The 15,691-nt window shown below is 61.8% G+C and carries 16 protein-coding genes; 12 read left to right on the top strand and 4 right to left on the bottom strand.

The genetic code is table 11. The features are described 5' to 3' along the window. The first annotated feature begins 4 nt into the window (after window positions 1-4). The gene (locus BUS12_RS00760; RefSeq protein WP_143788213.1) at window positions 5-904 is read left to right on the top strand and encodes a glyoxalase; all 900 of its coding nucleotides are present in this window, start codon (window positions 5-7) and stop codon (window positions 902-904) included. A gap of 274 nt (window positions 905-1,178) precedes the next feature. Continuing rightward, on the top strand, window positions 1,179-2,552 hold the full coding sequence (locus BUS12_RS00755; protein WP_253189975.1) for an alginate export family protein: 1,374 nt from the start codon (window positions 1,179-1,181) through the stop codon (window positions 2,550-2,552). Between the two features lie 9 nt (window positions 2,553-2,561). Here BUS12_RS00755 and BUS12_RS00750 read toward each other — a convergent pair whose 3' ends face one another. Next, a complete protein-coding gene (locus BUS12_RS00750; RefSeq protein WP_074293779.1) occupies window positions 2,562-4,223 on the bottom strand; it encodes an ankyrin repeat domain-containing protein in 1,662 nt (553 codons plus the stop codon). A gap of 249 nt (window positions 4,224-4,472) precedes the next feature. Between BUS12_RS00750 and BUS12_RS00745 the strand changes: the two genes are divergently transcribed. The 3 genes from BUS12_RS00745 to BUS12_RS00735 are packed head-to-tail and all read left to right on the top strand — an operon-like array spanning window position 4,473 to window position 6,026. Further along, window positions 4,473-4,907, top strand: a complete 435-nt coding sequence (locus BUS12_RS00745) for a GNAT family N-acetyltransferase (protein WP_171991567.1) — start codon at window positions 4,473-4,475, stop codon at window positions 4,905-4,907. A 49-nt stretch (window positions 4,908-4,956) separates the two neighbouring features. Beyond that, window positions 4,957-5,382 (top strand): phosphotransferase, encoded by a 426-nt coding sequence (locus BUS12_RS00740; RefSeq protein WP_074293777.1) that lies wholly within the window; start codon window positions 4,957-4,959, stop codon window positions 5,380-5,382. A 17-nt stretch (window positions 5,383-5,399) separates the two neighbouring features. Beyond that, window positions 5,400-6,026 carry a hypothetical protein gene (locus tag BUS12_RS00735; RefSeq protein WP_074293776.1) on the top strand — a complete coding sequence of 209 codons (627 nt, stop codon included), beginning with the start codon at window positions 5,400-5,402 and terminating at the stop codon, window positions 6,024-6,026. 45 nt (window positions 6,027-6,071) lie between these two features. On the opposite strand, the gene BUS12_RS00730 is transcribed toward BUS12_RS00735, so the two are convergent. Further along, window positions 6,072-6,986, bottom strand: a complete 915-nt coding sequence (locus tag BUS12_RS00730) for a LysR family transcriptional regulator (protein ID WP_074293775.1) — start codon at window positions 6,984-6,986, stop codon at window positions 6,072-6,074. Window positions 6,987-7,093: 107 nt separating this feature from the next. Between BUS12_RS00730 and BUS12_RS00725 the strand changes: the two genes are divergently transcribed. The 5 genes from BUS12_RS00725 (at window position 7,094) to BUS12_RS00710 (ending at window position 11,707) form a co-directional block, all read left to right on the top strand. After that, a complete protein-coding gene (locus BUS12_RS00725; protein WP_074293774.1) occupies window positions 7,094-7,861 on the top strand; it encodes a sulfite exporter TauE/SafE family protein in 768 nt (255 codons plus the stop codon). Between the two features lie 39 nt (window positions 7,862-7,900). Then, a complete protein-coding gene (locus BUS12_RS38620; protein WP_171991566.1) occupies window positions 7,901-8,047 on the top strand; it encodes a hypothetical protein in 147 nt (48 codons plus the stop codon). 216 nt (window positions 8,048-8,263) lie between these two features. Further along, window positions 8,264-9,205 (top strand): aldo/keto reductase, encoded by a 942-nt coding sequence (locus tag BUS12_RS00720; protein ID WP_074293773.1) that lies wholly within the window; start codon window positions 8,264-8,266, stop codon window positions 9,203-9,205. Between the two features lie 30 nt (window positions 9,206-9,235). Beyond that, window positions 9,236-9,619: a nuclear transport factor 2 family protein gene (locus tag BUS12_RS00715; protein WP_074293772.1), complete on the top strand. Its 384-nt coding sequence runs from the start codon at window positions 9,236-9,238 to the stop codon at window positions 9,617-9,619. A gap of 87 nt (window positions 9,620-9,706) precedes the next feature. Further along, entirely contained in the window at window positions 9,707-11,707 is a 2,001-nt protein-coding gene (locus BUS12_RS00710) for a S9 family peptidase (RefSeq protein ID WP_074293771.1), read from the top strand. A 35-nt stretch (window positions 11,708-11,742) separates the two neighbouring features. Here the strand turns inward: BUS12_RS00710 and ampC are convergent, their stop codons facing one another. Continuing rightward, a complete protein-coding gene (gene ampC, locus BUS12_RS00705) occupies window positions 11,743-12,912 on the bottom strand; it encodes a class C beta-lactamase (protein ID WP_074293770.1) in 1,170 nt (389 codons plus the stop codon). A gap of 233 nt (window positions 12,913-13,145) precedes the next feature. Here ampC and BUS12_RS00700 point away from each other — a divergent pair, with 233 nt between their 5' ends. After that, window positions 13,146-13,544 carry a hypothetical protein gene (locus BUS12_RS00700; protein WP_074293769.1) on the top strand — a complete coding sequence of 133 codons (399 nt, stop codon included), beginning with the start codon at window positions 13,146-13,148 and terminating at the stop codon, window positions 13,542-13,544. 63 nt (window positions 13,545-13,607) lie between these two features. Here BUS12_RS00700 and BUS12_RS00695 read toward each other — a convergent pair whose 3' ends face one another. Then, entirely contained in the window at window positions 13,608-14,477 is an 870-nt protein-coding gene (locus BUS12_RS00695; RefSeq protein WP_074293768.1) for a LysR family transcriptional regulator, read from the bottom strand. Between the two features lie 205 nt (window positions 14,478-14,682). Here BUS12_RS00695 and BUS12_RS00690 point away from each other — a divergent pair, with 205 nt between their 5' ends. Continuing rightward, window positions 14,683-15,648, top strand: a complete 966-nt coding sequence (locus BUS12_RS00690; protein ID WP_074293767.1) for a sugar ABC transporter substrate-binding protein — start codon at window positions 14,683-14,685, stop codon at window positions 15,646-15,648. Window positions 15,649-15,691: the final 43 nt, after the last annotated feature.

Genomic DNA, 15,691 nt, shown 5'->3' with positions numbered 1-15,691 from the left:
CACTATGCGCAAGCTTTGTTCCGTCGTTCTGACCATGCTGGCCGCCGGTCTGTTTGCGGGAGCGTTGCCGGCTTCAGCTGGACAGCCGGCCAGTCCGGATCTCTCGGTCGGTCCTCAATACGACACCACGCACGTCTACGTGGCGCCGGAGGATTTCGACAAATTCACCGACAGCCTTGTGGCGACATTCGGCGGCCACAAATCGCCGCAGGGCGTGTTCCAGGTGACGCCTACGCCGAGCCAGACCATGTCGCAGCTCGTCTTTACGCCCGCCGGCACGCTGTCGGTGTTCGGCTTCAAGACGCCGATTCCTTATCCGTTCGGTGACGAGCGTACGGGCTACCTGGTGACCGACATGGACGCCGCGGTCAAGTCCGCCAAGGCGCATGGCGCGGACGTGACGGTCGCAACCTTTCCCGATCCGATCGGCCGCGACGTGATTGTCGAGTGGCCCGGCGGCGTGCACATGCAGTTGTACTGGCATACCAAACCGCCCAAGTATGACGCGCTGGAGACGGTTCCGGAGAACCGCGTCTATGTGTCGCCCGAGCGAGCCGATGCGTTGGTGCGCAACTTCCTGGCGTTTTCGCATGGCAAGGTGGTCTCGGACGATCGCAAGGCTCCGGGTGTCGAAATCGGCCGGCCGGACGATACCTATCGCCGCATTCGTCTCACGTCGGGTTTCGGAAACATGACCGTGCTGGTAACAGATGGGCATTTGCCCTATCCGTTCGGCCGCGAAATGACGGGCTACGAGGTTAGCGACCTGGCCGGTACGCTGCAAAAGGCGCAGGCCGCAGGCGCAACGGTATTGGTGCCGGCATTCTCATCCGACAAGCGCGAAGCGGCCCTGGTGCAGTTCCCCGGCGGTTACATCGCTGAGATCCACGCGTTGACGCAATAGGCAGAACCGGAGCCTGAACGCACGCTACTGCCGCTCATGGCACGGTCGGCGAGTGTGTTCAGGCCGGAATTAAAGCGTGCTGTCTCGTCTCAGGAAAATTATGCAGTCCGAAGGTAATGTGCCGGCGGAGAATACCGGCTACGTGGACACGTTTGGCTCTGTGGCGGTCCTGGGAGGGCCATCCGTGGCGTTGCGGCTGAAACGACGTACCCGATGCACTGACGCTATTGAACCCATCGTTCGGCTCATTCTGACGGTAGGCTTTGCGCTCGGATTGAGCGATAGTGCGATCGCCGATTCGGCCGGCCCCGCTGCGTCGGATGTCGTACCCGTATGTACGGGCAAAAGGCCGGCGGTCAACTTCAATCGATGGCAGGAAGATTGGTCGGTTCTGGCGAACCCATGCGTGCCGGCCGAACCGTTGGATGGCCTCAAGTACATCCCGCTCGGGAGCCCCGGCTCATGGTTGTCGCTGGGCGCCAATCTGCGGGAACGTGTCGAAGTCAACGATGCGCCGCTCTTTGGTATTGGAGCGGGGCATTCGAATACCTATCTGATCCAGCGTGCGGAGGTGAATGCCGATGCGCATATCGATCAGCATTGGCAGTTCTTCGTTCAATTGGAAGACGCACGAGCCTATGGCAAGGACAACGTTTCGCCCGTCGATAAGAATCCGCTCGATCTCGAGCAGGCGTTTGCCGCATGGGTGAGTCCGCTTGGAGGCGGCACCGTGAAGGTCAGAGTGGGGCGTCAGGAGATGGCGTTTGACTTGCAGCGCTTTATCGCGGTGCGCGATGGTCCGAACGTACGCCAGGCGTTCGACGGAATCTGGGCAGACTACGAGTTCCGGAAGTGGCGTTTCATAGGTTACGCAACCCAGCCGGTGCAAAACCGCGACGTGTCGACGTTCGACGACGTCTCGAACCGCCGCCTCACGTTTAGCGGCGTGCGCTTCGAGCATCAGGAGACAGGGCCCGGCGATCTCTCCGGCTACTATTCGCGCTACAACCGGACTCACGCCAGTTTCCTCGATGCTTCCGGCACCGAGCACCGCGATATCTACGACCTCCGGTACACCGGCAAGACCGGCCGTGCCGACTGGGATGTCGAGTCGATGTATCAGTCAGGGCATGTCGGTGTGGATACGATTGGCGCCTGGGCCGTGGGTTCGCTGGCCGGCTACACGTTTGACACGGCGTGGTCACCACGGCTCGGCCTGCAGATCGACGCCGCGTCCGGCGACCGGCATCCGGGCGACGGCCGTGTCGAAACCTTCAATCCGTTGTTCCCGAACGGCTATTACTTCACCCTGGCGGGGTACACCGGATACTCGAATCTCGTGCATATCAAGCCGTCGATTACGCTCAAACCATCCAGCCGCCTGACCTTGCTCGGCGCGCTGGGATTCCAGTGGCGCGAGACGACAGGGGATGCCGTTTATCAGCAAGGCAATGCGGTGGTGCCGGGCACGGCGGGCCATGGAAGCTTATGGACCGGCATGTATGTACAGCTTCGAGCCGATTGGACCATTGCCTCCAACCTGGTCGGTTCGGTCGAAGCTGTGCATTTCCAGGTGGGCGATTCCATCCGTAACCTTGGCGGCCGGAACGCGGATTATGTTGGAACCGAACTCAAATGTGGATGGTAGTTCTACGAACTATTCGGCGGTTACGCCGCCGGCTGCCAGCAAGACCTCGGTCACTTCCTCGGAAAACCGCGTGGGCCGGCCTTCGATGAGCAACCGTTGCGGGTTTGACGGATCCTGCTCCACCTTGGGCAGTCCGTGAGCCATGAGCGCGCGAGCGCAACCGGTCCAGTCGGGATTCTCCGGCCCGGTTGGCTCGTTGACGGAGGCCCAGGACAGCGTACCGAGGACGTTGTCTCCGAAGCCTTGCGTCTCACGCCAGCTCGCGCCATGAGCGAGCAGAAACGCCGTTAGTTCCGCGTCGCCACTGAAGACGGCGTGGTTGAGCGCTGAGGCGTCCCAGTCGCCTCCACGCGCATCGATGGGCCAGCCGAGTTCGACCATGACCTTGACCGCAGCACGGGATCCCCAAGCTGCGGTGTCGGGCAGTAGCCGAAGCCGGTCCTCCGGCAGTGAGCCTGGCAGGTCGGGATATCGTGTCTGAATGCGGCGCGCCTCGCTCGCGTCGGCGCGGGCGCAAGCCGCCACGAACTCATCGTCCGCGGTGAGCTTCTCCTCCGCTCCGTAGGTGCGCAGGAGCGCTACGACCTCCGGTAGGCCGACCTGCGTCGCTAGCCGCCAGGCACTGACGCCGTCCGCTGTCTGTGCTTTGGGATCGGCACCGGCCGCCAGCAGTGCGGCAATATGGCGAGGCGATCTGCGCACAGCGATCGCACGCAGCAACGGCGCTCCCCAGGTTTTCGTGGGTCCTTCTCCGGCCGGCTCGTTAGCGTCGCCGCCATGAGCCAGCAGCAGTTCGAGGGCGGTGGGGTCCGGCATATCGAGCGCTCGCCGTAATGCATTCGTACCGGCAACGCGCGCGCCGTGGCGGAGCAGCAAGCGCGTGCAGTCCGGGTTTTCCAGCGAGTGATAGAGCGATTCACCGTCGTTGGGGTCGGCGCCGGCCTTCAGAAGCAGCTCGGTGAGCGCCGGATCGCGGATCACGCCAGCGGCGCCGTAGAGGGCGGATAGCGGCTCCATCTCGTTGGGGGTTGCGAGCGAAGCCGGCGGTAACCGGTTGCCGATATGCTGGTTGGGATTGGCCCCGGCTTGCAGGAGATGTTGCGCGCATTCGCGTAGCTGAGTGGTGACCTCCGGCAGTTGTCCCAGGCACGAGTGGGTTACGGCGACAAGCGGCGGCAGGTTCAGCGGTCCGCCTGCGCGGTGGAGCCAATCGGGATCGGTTGTCGCGGTCCGGGACACTGTCTCGAGATGGCCCGCTGCGCAGGCGACGTAGGCGTCGGTTGCGATAAGGTCGGGGTGGTTGTGCAGCAGTTGAACGGCGACGCGTGGGCGTGCTGCGAGATAGGTACCGGTGACGTCGCCGCCGTAGGCGAGGTCAAGCCAGCGGCGTATCAGCACAGCCTGTTCGTGATGCGCGAGGCCGCTTGCCTCGACATGCACGCTGAGTTCTGCCCAGGAAGGAAAGCCATACTCGCGGGCGATGCAGGATTGCGCATCGTGCAGGCGAAGTTGAAGCGCTACTACTTCACTCTCGGTACGGTGCGCAGCAGCGGGAAGATGATGGATGAAGCGCGCGATGGCTGCTGCGTCGCCGTTGCGGTAAAGGCGCAACAACGCCTTCGCCTGCTTCTTCAGATGGTCAAGATTGGCCTTGGGAGGCAGCTTGTTCATGACGGATCCTCGTGCATTGGATGGCCGAAGGTCCGCAATACCGCCAGCACAAAGGATGGGGAGAGATCTGACGCACTGCAACAGGTGGGTTCAACCCTTTCCGCGGACCCGGAAGCGGCCTGCACCGCTAGCTTCGATGCTATGCGATGGTGGGTGAGGGCGTCAACCCGGCCGATTTCGGCCTGTCGACCTTGTGCCCCGATTCATTGACAATGGCTGTTCTAGACAAACCACCGAACAGCTATGCCCATGCTAAATGTCACGCTGCGCCCGGCCAACGAGTCCGACTGGGACTTCTTATGCGTCGTTCAGGAAACGTGCATGAGGGAATACGCCGAACGCACCTGGGGTAATTGGATACCCGAACCACGGGGCAATTTTCGACCGGAAATCCATCAGATCATTGAATGCGATGGAGTCGAGATGGGTTGCATCGCATTGATCGATGAGGCGGACGCTTTGATGCTGGAAAAGCTCTATATACTTCCGAGTCATCAAAGGCGCGGCATTGGTACGTTGTTGCTAGGCTGTGTTATCGAGCGTGCTCACGCTAGTGGGAAACCGATCCGCTTGCGTGTTCTTCGTGTCAACCCCGCCCGGCAACTCTATGAGAGAAACGGATTCAAAGTAGATCGCTCAACCGACGAACGGTATTTCATGTCCTACGCGGCGCCTAGGCTGTAGCGACGGGATCGCATCGAACGAGCGCGTCGCGCAAACTCGGAGCAAGTGCTTGTCTTCTGATCACGGTCACCATGATCCCGGGCCGAACAACACCGTCTTTCGGAACGGCCTGTCGGTGGCCTTCATCGATTTCGATTTCGCCGCGCCTGGAGGGATTCTCGAGGACGTGGGCTATATGGCCTGGACCTGGTGTGTCTCCTCGAAACCCGAACGGGGTTCTGTCGAGCTGCAGGCTGCCCAGTTGCGGGTACTTGCGGATGCGTATGGTTTGGCTCGTCAGGATCGCCAGGGGCCCGTGGCTGCGATGATCCAGCGTCAGTCGCAAAACATCGCATTCTGGAGTGAGCGAATTGATGCCTTCGAGGGTCCCCCGACAAACGCCGCGGAAATTCAGGAGCGTGTCGATGGGTCCCGGCGTGAAATGGACTTCACCAAGGCGCATAGCGAGCTGTTCCTGGAAGCGATTGGAGTTTAATCGTTTGGGAGTCAACTGTGACCAAGCCGCAACCCGCTATCTATCATCTCACCTATCTCGTCGGCGAATTGCTCATGGTCGCATGGGCCGCGTCCGTACAGCGAGCCAACGCATTCAATTCTGAAACCAAAGCGAAGGATCGCCCTTCGACAAGCCAGTTCCGTCAGGATCTTTTGGCCTTCGCGGAACAGAACCTGCTGCCGCATTACGTCAACGGATGCACAGAGGAACAACATCTGCAGAACACGCTTCGGCTATGCGAGCATGGCACGCGAATCGGCGGCACGCTGTTCGACAAGCACGGATACCGGCTGGGTATCGCCCAGAAGTTCTTCAATCTGTCTCTCAAGTCGTTGTGGTCCGTGGGTCTGATTGCCGAGCCGCCCCATTGCCCGGTGGACCGCCTGATCATCGAGCGGACGTCTGGTCAGGTCGAAATCAACTGGACCGAAATCACCTCGGTCGACGAGTACCTGCTTGCAATACGCGCTCTGAAGAAGGAGGCGGCGTCGCAACAACTCTCGCTCGCAGAGTGGGAGCTACGCTATTACGCCCGCCGGAACCCGCTCAAACTTGATCTCGTCCGCCTCATTGATGCCCGGCGCGAGGATGAACCGGAGAGCCTCGTCGCGTCGGCGTCGTAGAGGACGGCAGGACGGGGGGCGTTGCGAACATCCATTCGCCGGCATTCAGGGTGAAGGTGCCGTTGACCGCAGCGGCTGCGCGGCGCTTTCCATCAACTGCTGCGCGAGCAGACTGGCATGCGGTGTCAGCGCAGCAAAATTGCGCGCGCAAAGATGAAGCCGCCTCGCCGTCCACGATTCCGAAAGCGGCGAGATCACGAGCCCCGGCCGACGCGACATGTCGATCGATGCCTCGGACAGAATCGCGATGCCGTTGCCCGCTTCGACCAGCATCGCCACATTCTCGATACTGCGCATCTGGATACGATAGTTGAGCTGACGACCGAGACGCGAGGCGCGATCCGCCAGATGCGTCTCCAATGCCGCGTCCGAAAGTCCGATAAAGGCCTCGTCCAAAATCTCCGCGAACGATACGGGCATCCCGGTGACCACGGGATGCGAACGGTTAGCCACGACCACGAGCTGATCCTGTGCAATCAAATGCGTCTGCAGGGCCGCGAGGTCTGCGATGTCGGCGACGATGCCGAGATCCGCTCGCCCCTCCGCCAACGCCTTGACGATCTCCGGGCTAGGCCGTTCTTCGAGGTCAATCGACAGATCAGGGTAGCTCGCGAGGAAACGGTTGAGCTGCTGCGGCAGAAAAGCGGCCAATGCGGCGGTGTTGGATAGCAGCCTGATGCGCCCCTTCAGACCCGTCGCGTACGTTCGCAATTCGCCGCGCATCTGTTCGACCTGGCCGAGGATCAGGCGGGCATGCCGGACCAGCGCCACGCCTGCCGCCGTCGCACGCACGCCGCGGCGGTTGCGCTCCAGCAGCGGCGCACCCAATGCCGTCTCCATGCCTGCGATACGCTCGCTGACCGAGGCCAGCGCCAGGTGCATGACCCGCGCGCCCCGTGTGAGGCTGCCGTGCTCAACCACCACCAGGAAAAGCCGCAGGTCGGTCAGATCGAAACGCATGCGTTATCGCTCCTCGATGCCGTCATCGCTATCCTTCGGTTTCGCCGAAGTCCAGCATGGGGAATGCCAGATTGTAGGCATACAGCGGGGCCGCTAGGATGACTCCCATGCATCCTCATTTTCTCATCTTTGGCGCGGGAATACTGGCTGGCGCGATGAATGCGCTGGCAGGCGGCGGTTCGTTCGTCAGCCTGCCGGCGCTCATCGCCGCAGGTGTGCCACCGGTTCAGGCGAATGCTTCGAGCACGGTGGCGCTGTTTCCGGGCGGCGTGGCCAGTGCATGGGCGTATCGCGATGGGATCGGACCGGTGGGTTCCGTGACGATGCGCGCGTTGCTGATTGCGACGTTGTGCGGCGGATTTCTCGGTGGGATCCTGTTGCTGTGGACTTCGTCGGCGGCCTTCTCTTTCGCACTCCCCTGGCTGCTCCTGTTCGCGAGTGTTGCGCTGGCTTTCGGCCGCCGACTCGGCGAAGCGCTGCGCAGTCGCCGGCACTTGCCAGGGTCTGCGGTGCTGGCGATTCAGTTTGCCCTCGGTTTGTATGGCGGTTATTTCGGCGGGGCGGTCGGCATCATGATGATCGCGATGTGGGGGCTGATTGACGGGCGCGATCTCAAGCGTTTGAACGCGCCCCGAACGCTGCTCGTCAGTGTGGCGAATGCCAGTGCGGTTCTCACCTTCATCGTGGCTCGCGCGGTGCATTGGCCCGAAACGCTGGTGATGCTGATTGCGGCGATCATCGGCGGTTATGGCGGCGCGCAAATCGGCCGACGCGCGCCGCCCCAAATGATCCGGGCGGGTACGTTGACTTTGACCTTCTGCGTCACGCTGGTGTTCTTCGCGCGAACTTACGCTCCGGCGATATTGCACCGATGACCGAGGCGCTATGCGCGCGCGTCAGCCTGTGAGGAAGCCATGATGTCAGCCCTGCTCGAGACGATCGGCGCGCTTGCACTGCTCGGCAGCTTCGCCGCGCACCTTTCTCCGTATCGGACAGCACAGGGCAAGCGTATCGCGCTGCGCCTCAAACTGCTGCTTGCGAAGTTTTACCGCCGCTTGTAAGCCGTTCATTTGCTACACTGGGTCGAGAAGCAGACCTGTTTGGTTGGTGCTCGGTTTGACCCTGATGGCGACGGCTGAGCAGCAAATCAGCGAGACTCGCTTTGACGGCTTCACTTTCCGCACATTCAACACCAATCCGGCCTGAAAGAAGGGATTCTTGCAGGCCCCGGCGCCGATCCTTCGTCGCCGGGCATGAACGATTGCGGAGGTGTCGCCATGATTGAGTCTTCCGATTTTCGGAGCAAAAAGATCGTGCTGAATCACGGAGGCGGCCGTATGCCCGCGCTTGGATTCGGCACGCTGATTCCCGATGCAGCTACGACCCTCCGCGCTACCCGAGAAGCGCTGGAAGCCGGCTATCGACACTTCGATTGTGCCGAGCGATACCGGAACGAGCGCGAGGTCGGCGAAGCGCTGCAGACAGGGCTTCCTGCCGCAGGGGTCGCACGCGAAGACATTTTCATGACCACCAAGTTGTGGAACTCCAATCATCGGCCCGAGCGTGTCCAACCGGCTTTCGAGGCAAGTCTTGAAAGGCTCGGACTCGACTATCTCGATCTCTATCTGATACACACGCCGTTTGCATTTCAACCGGGCGATGAGCAGGACCCACGCGATGACAACGGTCAGGTCATTTACGACCAAGGTGTGACGCTGCTGGACACGTGGCGAGCGATGGAAGCGCTCGTCGACCAGGGAAGATGCCGGGCTATCGGACTGTCCGACATCGGCCTGGACGATTTGCAGCCTCTCTATGAGTCGGCCCGAATCAAGCCGGCGGCGGTGCAGGTCGAGGCCCATCCGTATCTTCCGGAAACCGAACTGCTGGAATTCTGCAAAGAGAAAGACATCGTGTTTTTGGCCTTTGCGCCATTGGGTCACGGAATCAGGCCGGGGCCGCTTGAGGATCCCGTTATCGCGCAGATTGCCGCGCGAACCGGCAAGACAACAGCACAGGTATTGCTGGCCTGGGCGATCCAGCGGGGTGGGGCTTTACTCACCACGCCGAAGACTGCGGATCGCGCGCGCGAGAATTTCGACATCGCCGCGCTGCCGGCTGACGCATTCGACGAGATCAACCGGATTGAGACGAGGCAGCGGTTCAACGAAGTGGTCAAGACGGGCAGCCCCGGGTTTATTCCGCGACGTGCGCAATAGACAGATGTCAACGCTATCCGGGGGCACTCCATGCAGGACGAAACAATCCGTGAGGCGCTGAATGCGCACTGGCAGGCATCGGCGGCCGGCGATCTCGACGCAGAACACGATATCTACGATGACGATGCTATCTGCGACTATCCCCAATCAGGCGAACGAATCCTCGGGCGAAAGAATTTGCAGGCGCTGCGAGGTCATCATCCAGATAAGCCATCGGGTTTCGATGTCAGGCGCATTCAAGGTGACGGTAATCTCTGGGTCACGGAGTACACCATCGCTTATAAGGGACAAGCGGCTTACACCGTCAGCGTGATGGAGTTTCGCAACGGCAAGGTCGTGCACGAGACGCAGTATTTTTCGGAGCCCTTTGAAGCACCGGCCTGGCGGAGTCAATGGGTTCGGAAGATCGCGTGATGGGGCGAAATTTGGCCATCTGGACGGGTTGAATGCGAGAGGGCGATAGGTCATGATTCATTCCCTACCCCTCATCTCCCGCTCCCCATGAATTCCACCCCTTCCATTTCCCCGTCGCAAGCAGGCTCGCCCACTTACGCTGCATTCGGTAGCTGGAAATCGCCGGTGACCGCCCAACTGGTCGTCGGCGAATCGCTGCGGCTCGGACAACCTCGCATCGGCAGCGCGGGGATCGTCTGGACCGAGGGACGTCCGCAGGAAAAGGGCCGGCATGCAATCGTCCGGTTTCGCGCCGACGGCGAAATCGAAGAACTGACCGCCGCACCGTTCGACGCGGCCTCGCGCGTGCACGAGTACGGCGGGGGCGCCCTGGCGGTGACGGCACTGGGCGTGTTCTTCGTCAACTTCAAGGACCAACAGGTCTATGCGGTCGACCCATCCGGCCAGCCGAAAGCGGTGACACAGACCGAGGGCCTTCGCTATGCGGATCTGATCGCCGATCCGGTCCGTGGGCGGTTGATCGGCGTGTGCGAGGACCACCGCGCAGGCAGTCATGAGCCGGTGAATACACTCGTGAGCATCGATCTGGCAAGCGGAGCGACCGAAACGATCGCAGAGGGTCACGACTTCTTTGCCTCGCCCTGCCTGAGTCCCGATGGAACGCATCTCGCATGGTTGACCTGGGACCATCCGAACATGCCATGGGACGGCACGGAACTGTGGGTGGCGGAGATTGCGGCCAACGGTGCGATCGGGACGCCGCGCCGGATTGCCGGCGGCCATACCGAGTCGCTGTTTCAACCCGCGTGGTCGCCGGCTGGCGATCTATATGTCGTCTCAGACCGTAGCGGCTGGTGGAATCTGTATCGGGTGCGCGTCGGCGCATCCACGGCTGCGAGCATCGGCACCAACAGCGACACCGCGCTCGAAGCCCTTCATCCGATGGACGCCGAATTCGGCAAGCCCCAGTGGGTCTTCGGGATGACAACCTATGGCTTCGCGGCAGACGGCCGCATCGTATGTCTTTACGAGCAGGATGGCGTCGCGCACCTGGCGGCATGCGATCCGTCGAGCGGTGCGTTCGCCGACATTCTGACGCCATACAGCACGATGCGCGACCTGCAGGTCGAGGGCGAACGGGCGGTGTTCGTCGGTAGTTCGCCGACCTCAGGCGAAGCGATCGTCGAACTCGATCTGCGCACACACACCTGCCGCGTACTGCGCCAATCGGGCGGCGCCGCGGTGGATGCGCGCTACGTATCGATTGCCGAGCCGATCCGCTTCCCGACGGAAGGCGGTCTGCATGCGCATGCATTCTTCTATCCGCCGGCCAATCCCGACTTCAAGGGCCCCGAGGGCACGTTGCCGCCGCTGATCGTGATTGCCCACGGCGGTCCGACCTCGTCGACGCATTCCGGATTCCGCTTGCCGATCCAGTACTGGACCAGTCGCGGCTTTGCCGTTGTCGACGTGGACTACGGCGGCAGCAGCGGACACGGCCGGGCGTACCGTCAACGTCTGGATGGCCAATGGGGCGTCACCGACGTCAACGACGCGATCAATGCAGCGCGGTACCTGATCGAGCAAGGGCGCGTGAATCAGGACGCGCTCGCAGTGCGCGGCGGCAGTGCCGGCGGTTATCTGGTGCTGTGCGCGTTGGCGTTCCACGATTTCTTCAAGGCGGGCGCGAGCTACTACGGCGTGGGCGACCTCGAAGCGCTGATGAAGGACACGCACAAGTTCGAGTCGCGTTACATGATTCGGCTGGTGGGCCCGTATCCGGAAGAGCAAGCCCTTTATCAGGCGCGCTCGCCCATTCATTTCGTGGAGCAGATGTCGAGCGCCATGATCCTGTTCCAGGGCGCAGAGGACAAGGTCGTGCCGCCGAACCAGGCCGAATCGATCTATCAGGTGGTCCGCACGAAAGGCCTGCCGGTGGCCCACGTGCTGTATGAGGGGGAAGGGCACGGCTTCAGGCGAGCCGAAACCATCACCCATTCGCTGGAAGCCGAGTTGTACTTCTACGGCAAGATTTTCGGTTTCGAACCGGCGGACACGATCGAACCGGTGGTGATCGAAAACATCTGAGGTTCAGGATGGTTCAATAAATCGTCCCTCATCGATCAATGCTCGCTGTCGGCCAGCGACGTGAGAATCCTGTACGCAGCGGTGACCCGTTGATCGATGGGGAAGTTTTTGTTGGCGAGGATGACGATCCCTATCCGCTTCTGCGGAACGAAGGCGATGTAAGCGCCGAAGCCGTTGGTCGAGCCGGTCTTGTTGATCCAGACGTCTTCTCGCGGAGCCTGCGGTGGCGTGATTGGCGTGACCGGTGTTGCGTCGAAAATCATCGCCGGCGAGTTGCCGTCCTGTAGCGTCTTCAAGGTGACCGGATACGGGTATTGTTCCCATATCAGGTCCTGCGTCATGGGCCCCGCCTTGAAGTAGCCGGTGTGGGTCTCCGTAACCGCGCGCTGAAGCTTCGGGGGCAACGGGAGCAGATTCATGTTGGCTTCGAGGAAGCGGGTCATGTCGGCAGCGGTCGTCCGGACGCCATAGGCTTCGGACCACAGCACGCCGGGCGCCATCCTGATCGGCGCGCCGTCTTTCGTGTAGCCCTCGGCGTAGTCGGGCAATTTCGCGGCGGGGATGTCGATGTAGCTGCTCTTCATGCCGAGCGCGGGAAACAGTTGATGCTGCATCAGCGCGCTGAAGTCCTGCCCCATGCTCTTTGCCGTGATCAGCCCGAGTGCGCCGATGCCCGGATTGGCGTAAGTCCGATACGTGCCGGGCGCATAGGTGGGCCGCCATGCCCGGAAATACTGCAGCAACTGATCGTCGTTATGGATATTGTCCGGCACCTGCAACGGCAGTCCTCCGGGCGTGTGCGTACCCAGAGTGAGCAGGCTCACATTGCCGAACGGACTGTGCTGCAGAGACGGGAGGAACTTGCCCGTCGGGTCGGACAAGGACAGATAGCCGCTTACCTGCGCATACGACGCCAGCGTCGCCGTCAACGTCTTGCTGACGGAGCCGAGTTCAAACAAGGTATCGTCCGTGACGGGCTTTCTGGTCTCCTTCGACGCCACACCATAGTTGAACACGTAGTGCCGGTCGCCGATGACGACGCCAATCGCCATGCCCGGCACATTGTTCCCGGCCATCACCGGCTGGATGGCGCGGGTCACTGTGGTTCTGATCGCGTCTTGCTGATCGTCCGCCGCGTGGCTGACCGGCGTGATCGCGCATGCAAAGGCGGTCGCCGCCATGAGGCTTAGGGGTTTTCGAGTCATCTGCCGGAGTCCTTCAAAGCACGAGTTCGCAGGCCGATACGGCTGCAAACGAGGTAAGGACGGAGTATCTCCGCTCTCCGGCTAGTCGACTATCGAGGATATCTAGGTTCGGGCAAAAGAAATTCTTTTGGATAGGCCTAACTGGGGACAGTTGGCGCCGAGGAGCCGGTCATTGACACGTCCAGGCGTGGCTGGCAAATTGAGTCAGTGATACCAAGGAAGTGTGAAACGCGATGGAAAATAACGGACTGCCCGATACGAAGCGCTGGCTGGAGGGACTGGTTCTGGCAGGCGAGGCCGCTCTCGCGGCGGCTGAAAATTGCCCGGGCGTGAGCGACCCGGAAAGCGAGGTCGCAATGCTGGTGACGTCGCAGAGCGAGGTGGTTCGCGGTGAAGTCGTCAGGTTTCGCGCGAAGCTGGAGTCGCTTAGCCCAGTCAAGCCGGTCGAGAAGAGGTTCGCTGTGACCTTCGACAAGCGGTACTGGAAGCAGGGCACCTTCGTGTATCCCTTGCACGTGTTTCTCGACCCCGAACACAAGTTCTCGGCGCAGCAGGTCCAGCAGATTCAGGCGCTCAAGATCGGCGAGACGATCGATCTTGCCGACGGCCGGACGGTTCAGCGCCAGGTATAGCAGGCGCGTCGGGAGTCGCATCGCGGTTGCGCATGCCGTCGCGTGACTGGGGCACTAAAAACCCTACCGGAAAATCTCGGCAATCAGATTCGCCACGGTCCGTATCCGCTCGCTATCGCGCAGGGCGGGATGCAGCACCATCCACACGTCCTGATCGAGCGCCTTGATGTGCCGCTCCACACAAACCAGATCGCTCGTCGTGTCGCCCGCGAGCTGGGCGAGCACGCCGAGGCCGGAACCGCCCAGCACCCCATCGAATACGCCCATGCCGTAGCTGCTGCGCAGCGAGGGCGCCGGCGCACCCGGCAGCGTCTTCAGCCATTGCGTAGCCGGGTGATCCGGCTGCCGGTCGTCATAGCCGACAAACGACAGCTTGTCCCATTCCTTGCGCGTGATCGCCGCCTTGTGGCGCAGATAGTAGTCGCGCGAGCCGAACAGCCCGAAGCGGATCCGGCCTATGCGCCGGACATACAGGTCGCCCGCGTCGGGACATTCCGACCACAGCGCAATATCCGCTTCGCGTCTTGCGAGGCTATAAGGCCGTCGCGACGTCAGCACTTCGATGGCGAGTCCGGGCAGCCGCTCCTGGAACGAGCCGAGCAGTTTCAGCAGAATGTAGGACGGCCATTCGACGGCGTTGATCCGCACCGTGCCGTGCGGGCCGCCGCCGGTTACGTCCGCGGCGCGTTCGATCCGGTGGGCGAGGTCTTCCATCTGCTCGGCCCAGGCCAGCACCCGGGCGCCGAAAGCCGTCACGGTACAGCCCGACGGCACCCGGTCGATGAGCGGCTCGCCCAGCCGCCGCTCGAGCTCGGTCAGGCGGCGCGACAGGGTCGGCGCGCTCAAGTCGCAAGCCGCGGCGGCGGCGCGCATGGTGCCGCCACGCGCGATCGCCACCAGAATCCTCAGGTCGTCCCAGTCCACATGTTCCATTTTTGAAACGCTCGATTTTGAAATTTGGCATAGCATAACCGGGATCGCGAGGATAGGATTGAAGCCAGTCATACTTGTCCCAGCATCTGGCGAAGCCGCTTGACGGTTTCATCAAGGCAGCCGGAGGCAAGCGTGGCATCCCGACCCATCACACGACTCACCGGCTATCAGTACGTAGACCGAAAGAGCGATACGGAGACATCTAATGAACCGCCATTTCCAACCGGCGCGGCGTCGCGCTATCGTCGTCGGCGCTGCCCTCTTCGCAGCGTCGCTTCTGCCCATGCCCGCCGCATTCGCCCAGACCGCCCACAAGCCGAAGGTCGCGCTCGTGATGAAGTCGTTGGCGAACGAGTTTTTCCTCACCATGGAAACCGGCGCAAAGGACTATCAGAAGCAGAACCCCGACAAGTTCGACCTGATCACGAACGGTATCAAGGACGAAACGGACACGGCTAACCAGATTCGTATCGTCGAGCAGATGATCGTGTCGAAGGTCGACGCCCTGGTGATCGCCCCGGCCGATTCCAAGGCACTGGTGCCGGTGCTCAAGAAGGCGGTGGATGCGGGCATTATCGTGGTCAACATCGACAACCAGCTGGACCGGGACGTGCTCAAGTCGAAAGACCTGAACATTCCGTTCGTCGGCCCGGATAATGCCAAGGGCGCGCAAAAGGTGGGTGACTACCTGGCCAAGCACCTGAAGGCGGGCGATAACGTCGCCATTATCGAAGGCGTCTCGACCACCACCAACGCGCAGCAACGCACGGCCGGCTTCAAGCAGTCCATGGCGGCTGGCGGCATGAAGGTTGTCTCGCTGCAATCGGGCGAGTGGGAAATCGACAAGGGCAACGCGGTCGCGGGCCAGATCCTCAATGCCAACCCGGACGTCAAGGCGCTGCTGTGCGGCAACGACAACATGGCGATCGGCGCGGTCTCGGCGGTGCGTGCGGCGGGCAAGGCCGGCAAGATCCAGGTGGTGGGCTATGACGACATCAGCGCGATCAAGCCGATGCTCGCCGACGGCCGCGTCCTCGCCACAGCGGATCAGTACGCTGCGAAACAGGCGGTGTTCGGTATCGACACGGCGCTGAAGGCCATCGCCGAACACAAGAAGCAGTCGGAATTGTCGGGCGTCGTCGAAACGCCTGTCGATCTGGTCACCAAGTAAGACCGGCACCACGCGTGGCTCGCTCCTGCAGGGAGCCACGCTT

Origin of the sequence: Paraburkholderia phenazinium, from assembly GCF_900142845.1 — a bacterium.
GTDB classification, from domain to species: Bacteria; Pseudomonadota; Gammaproteobacteria; order Burkholderiales; family Burkholderiaceae; genus Paraburkholderia; species Paraburkholderia phenazinium_A.
This window is presented reverse-complemented; position numbering and strand designations above follow the sequence as displayed.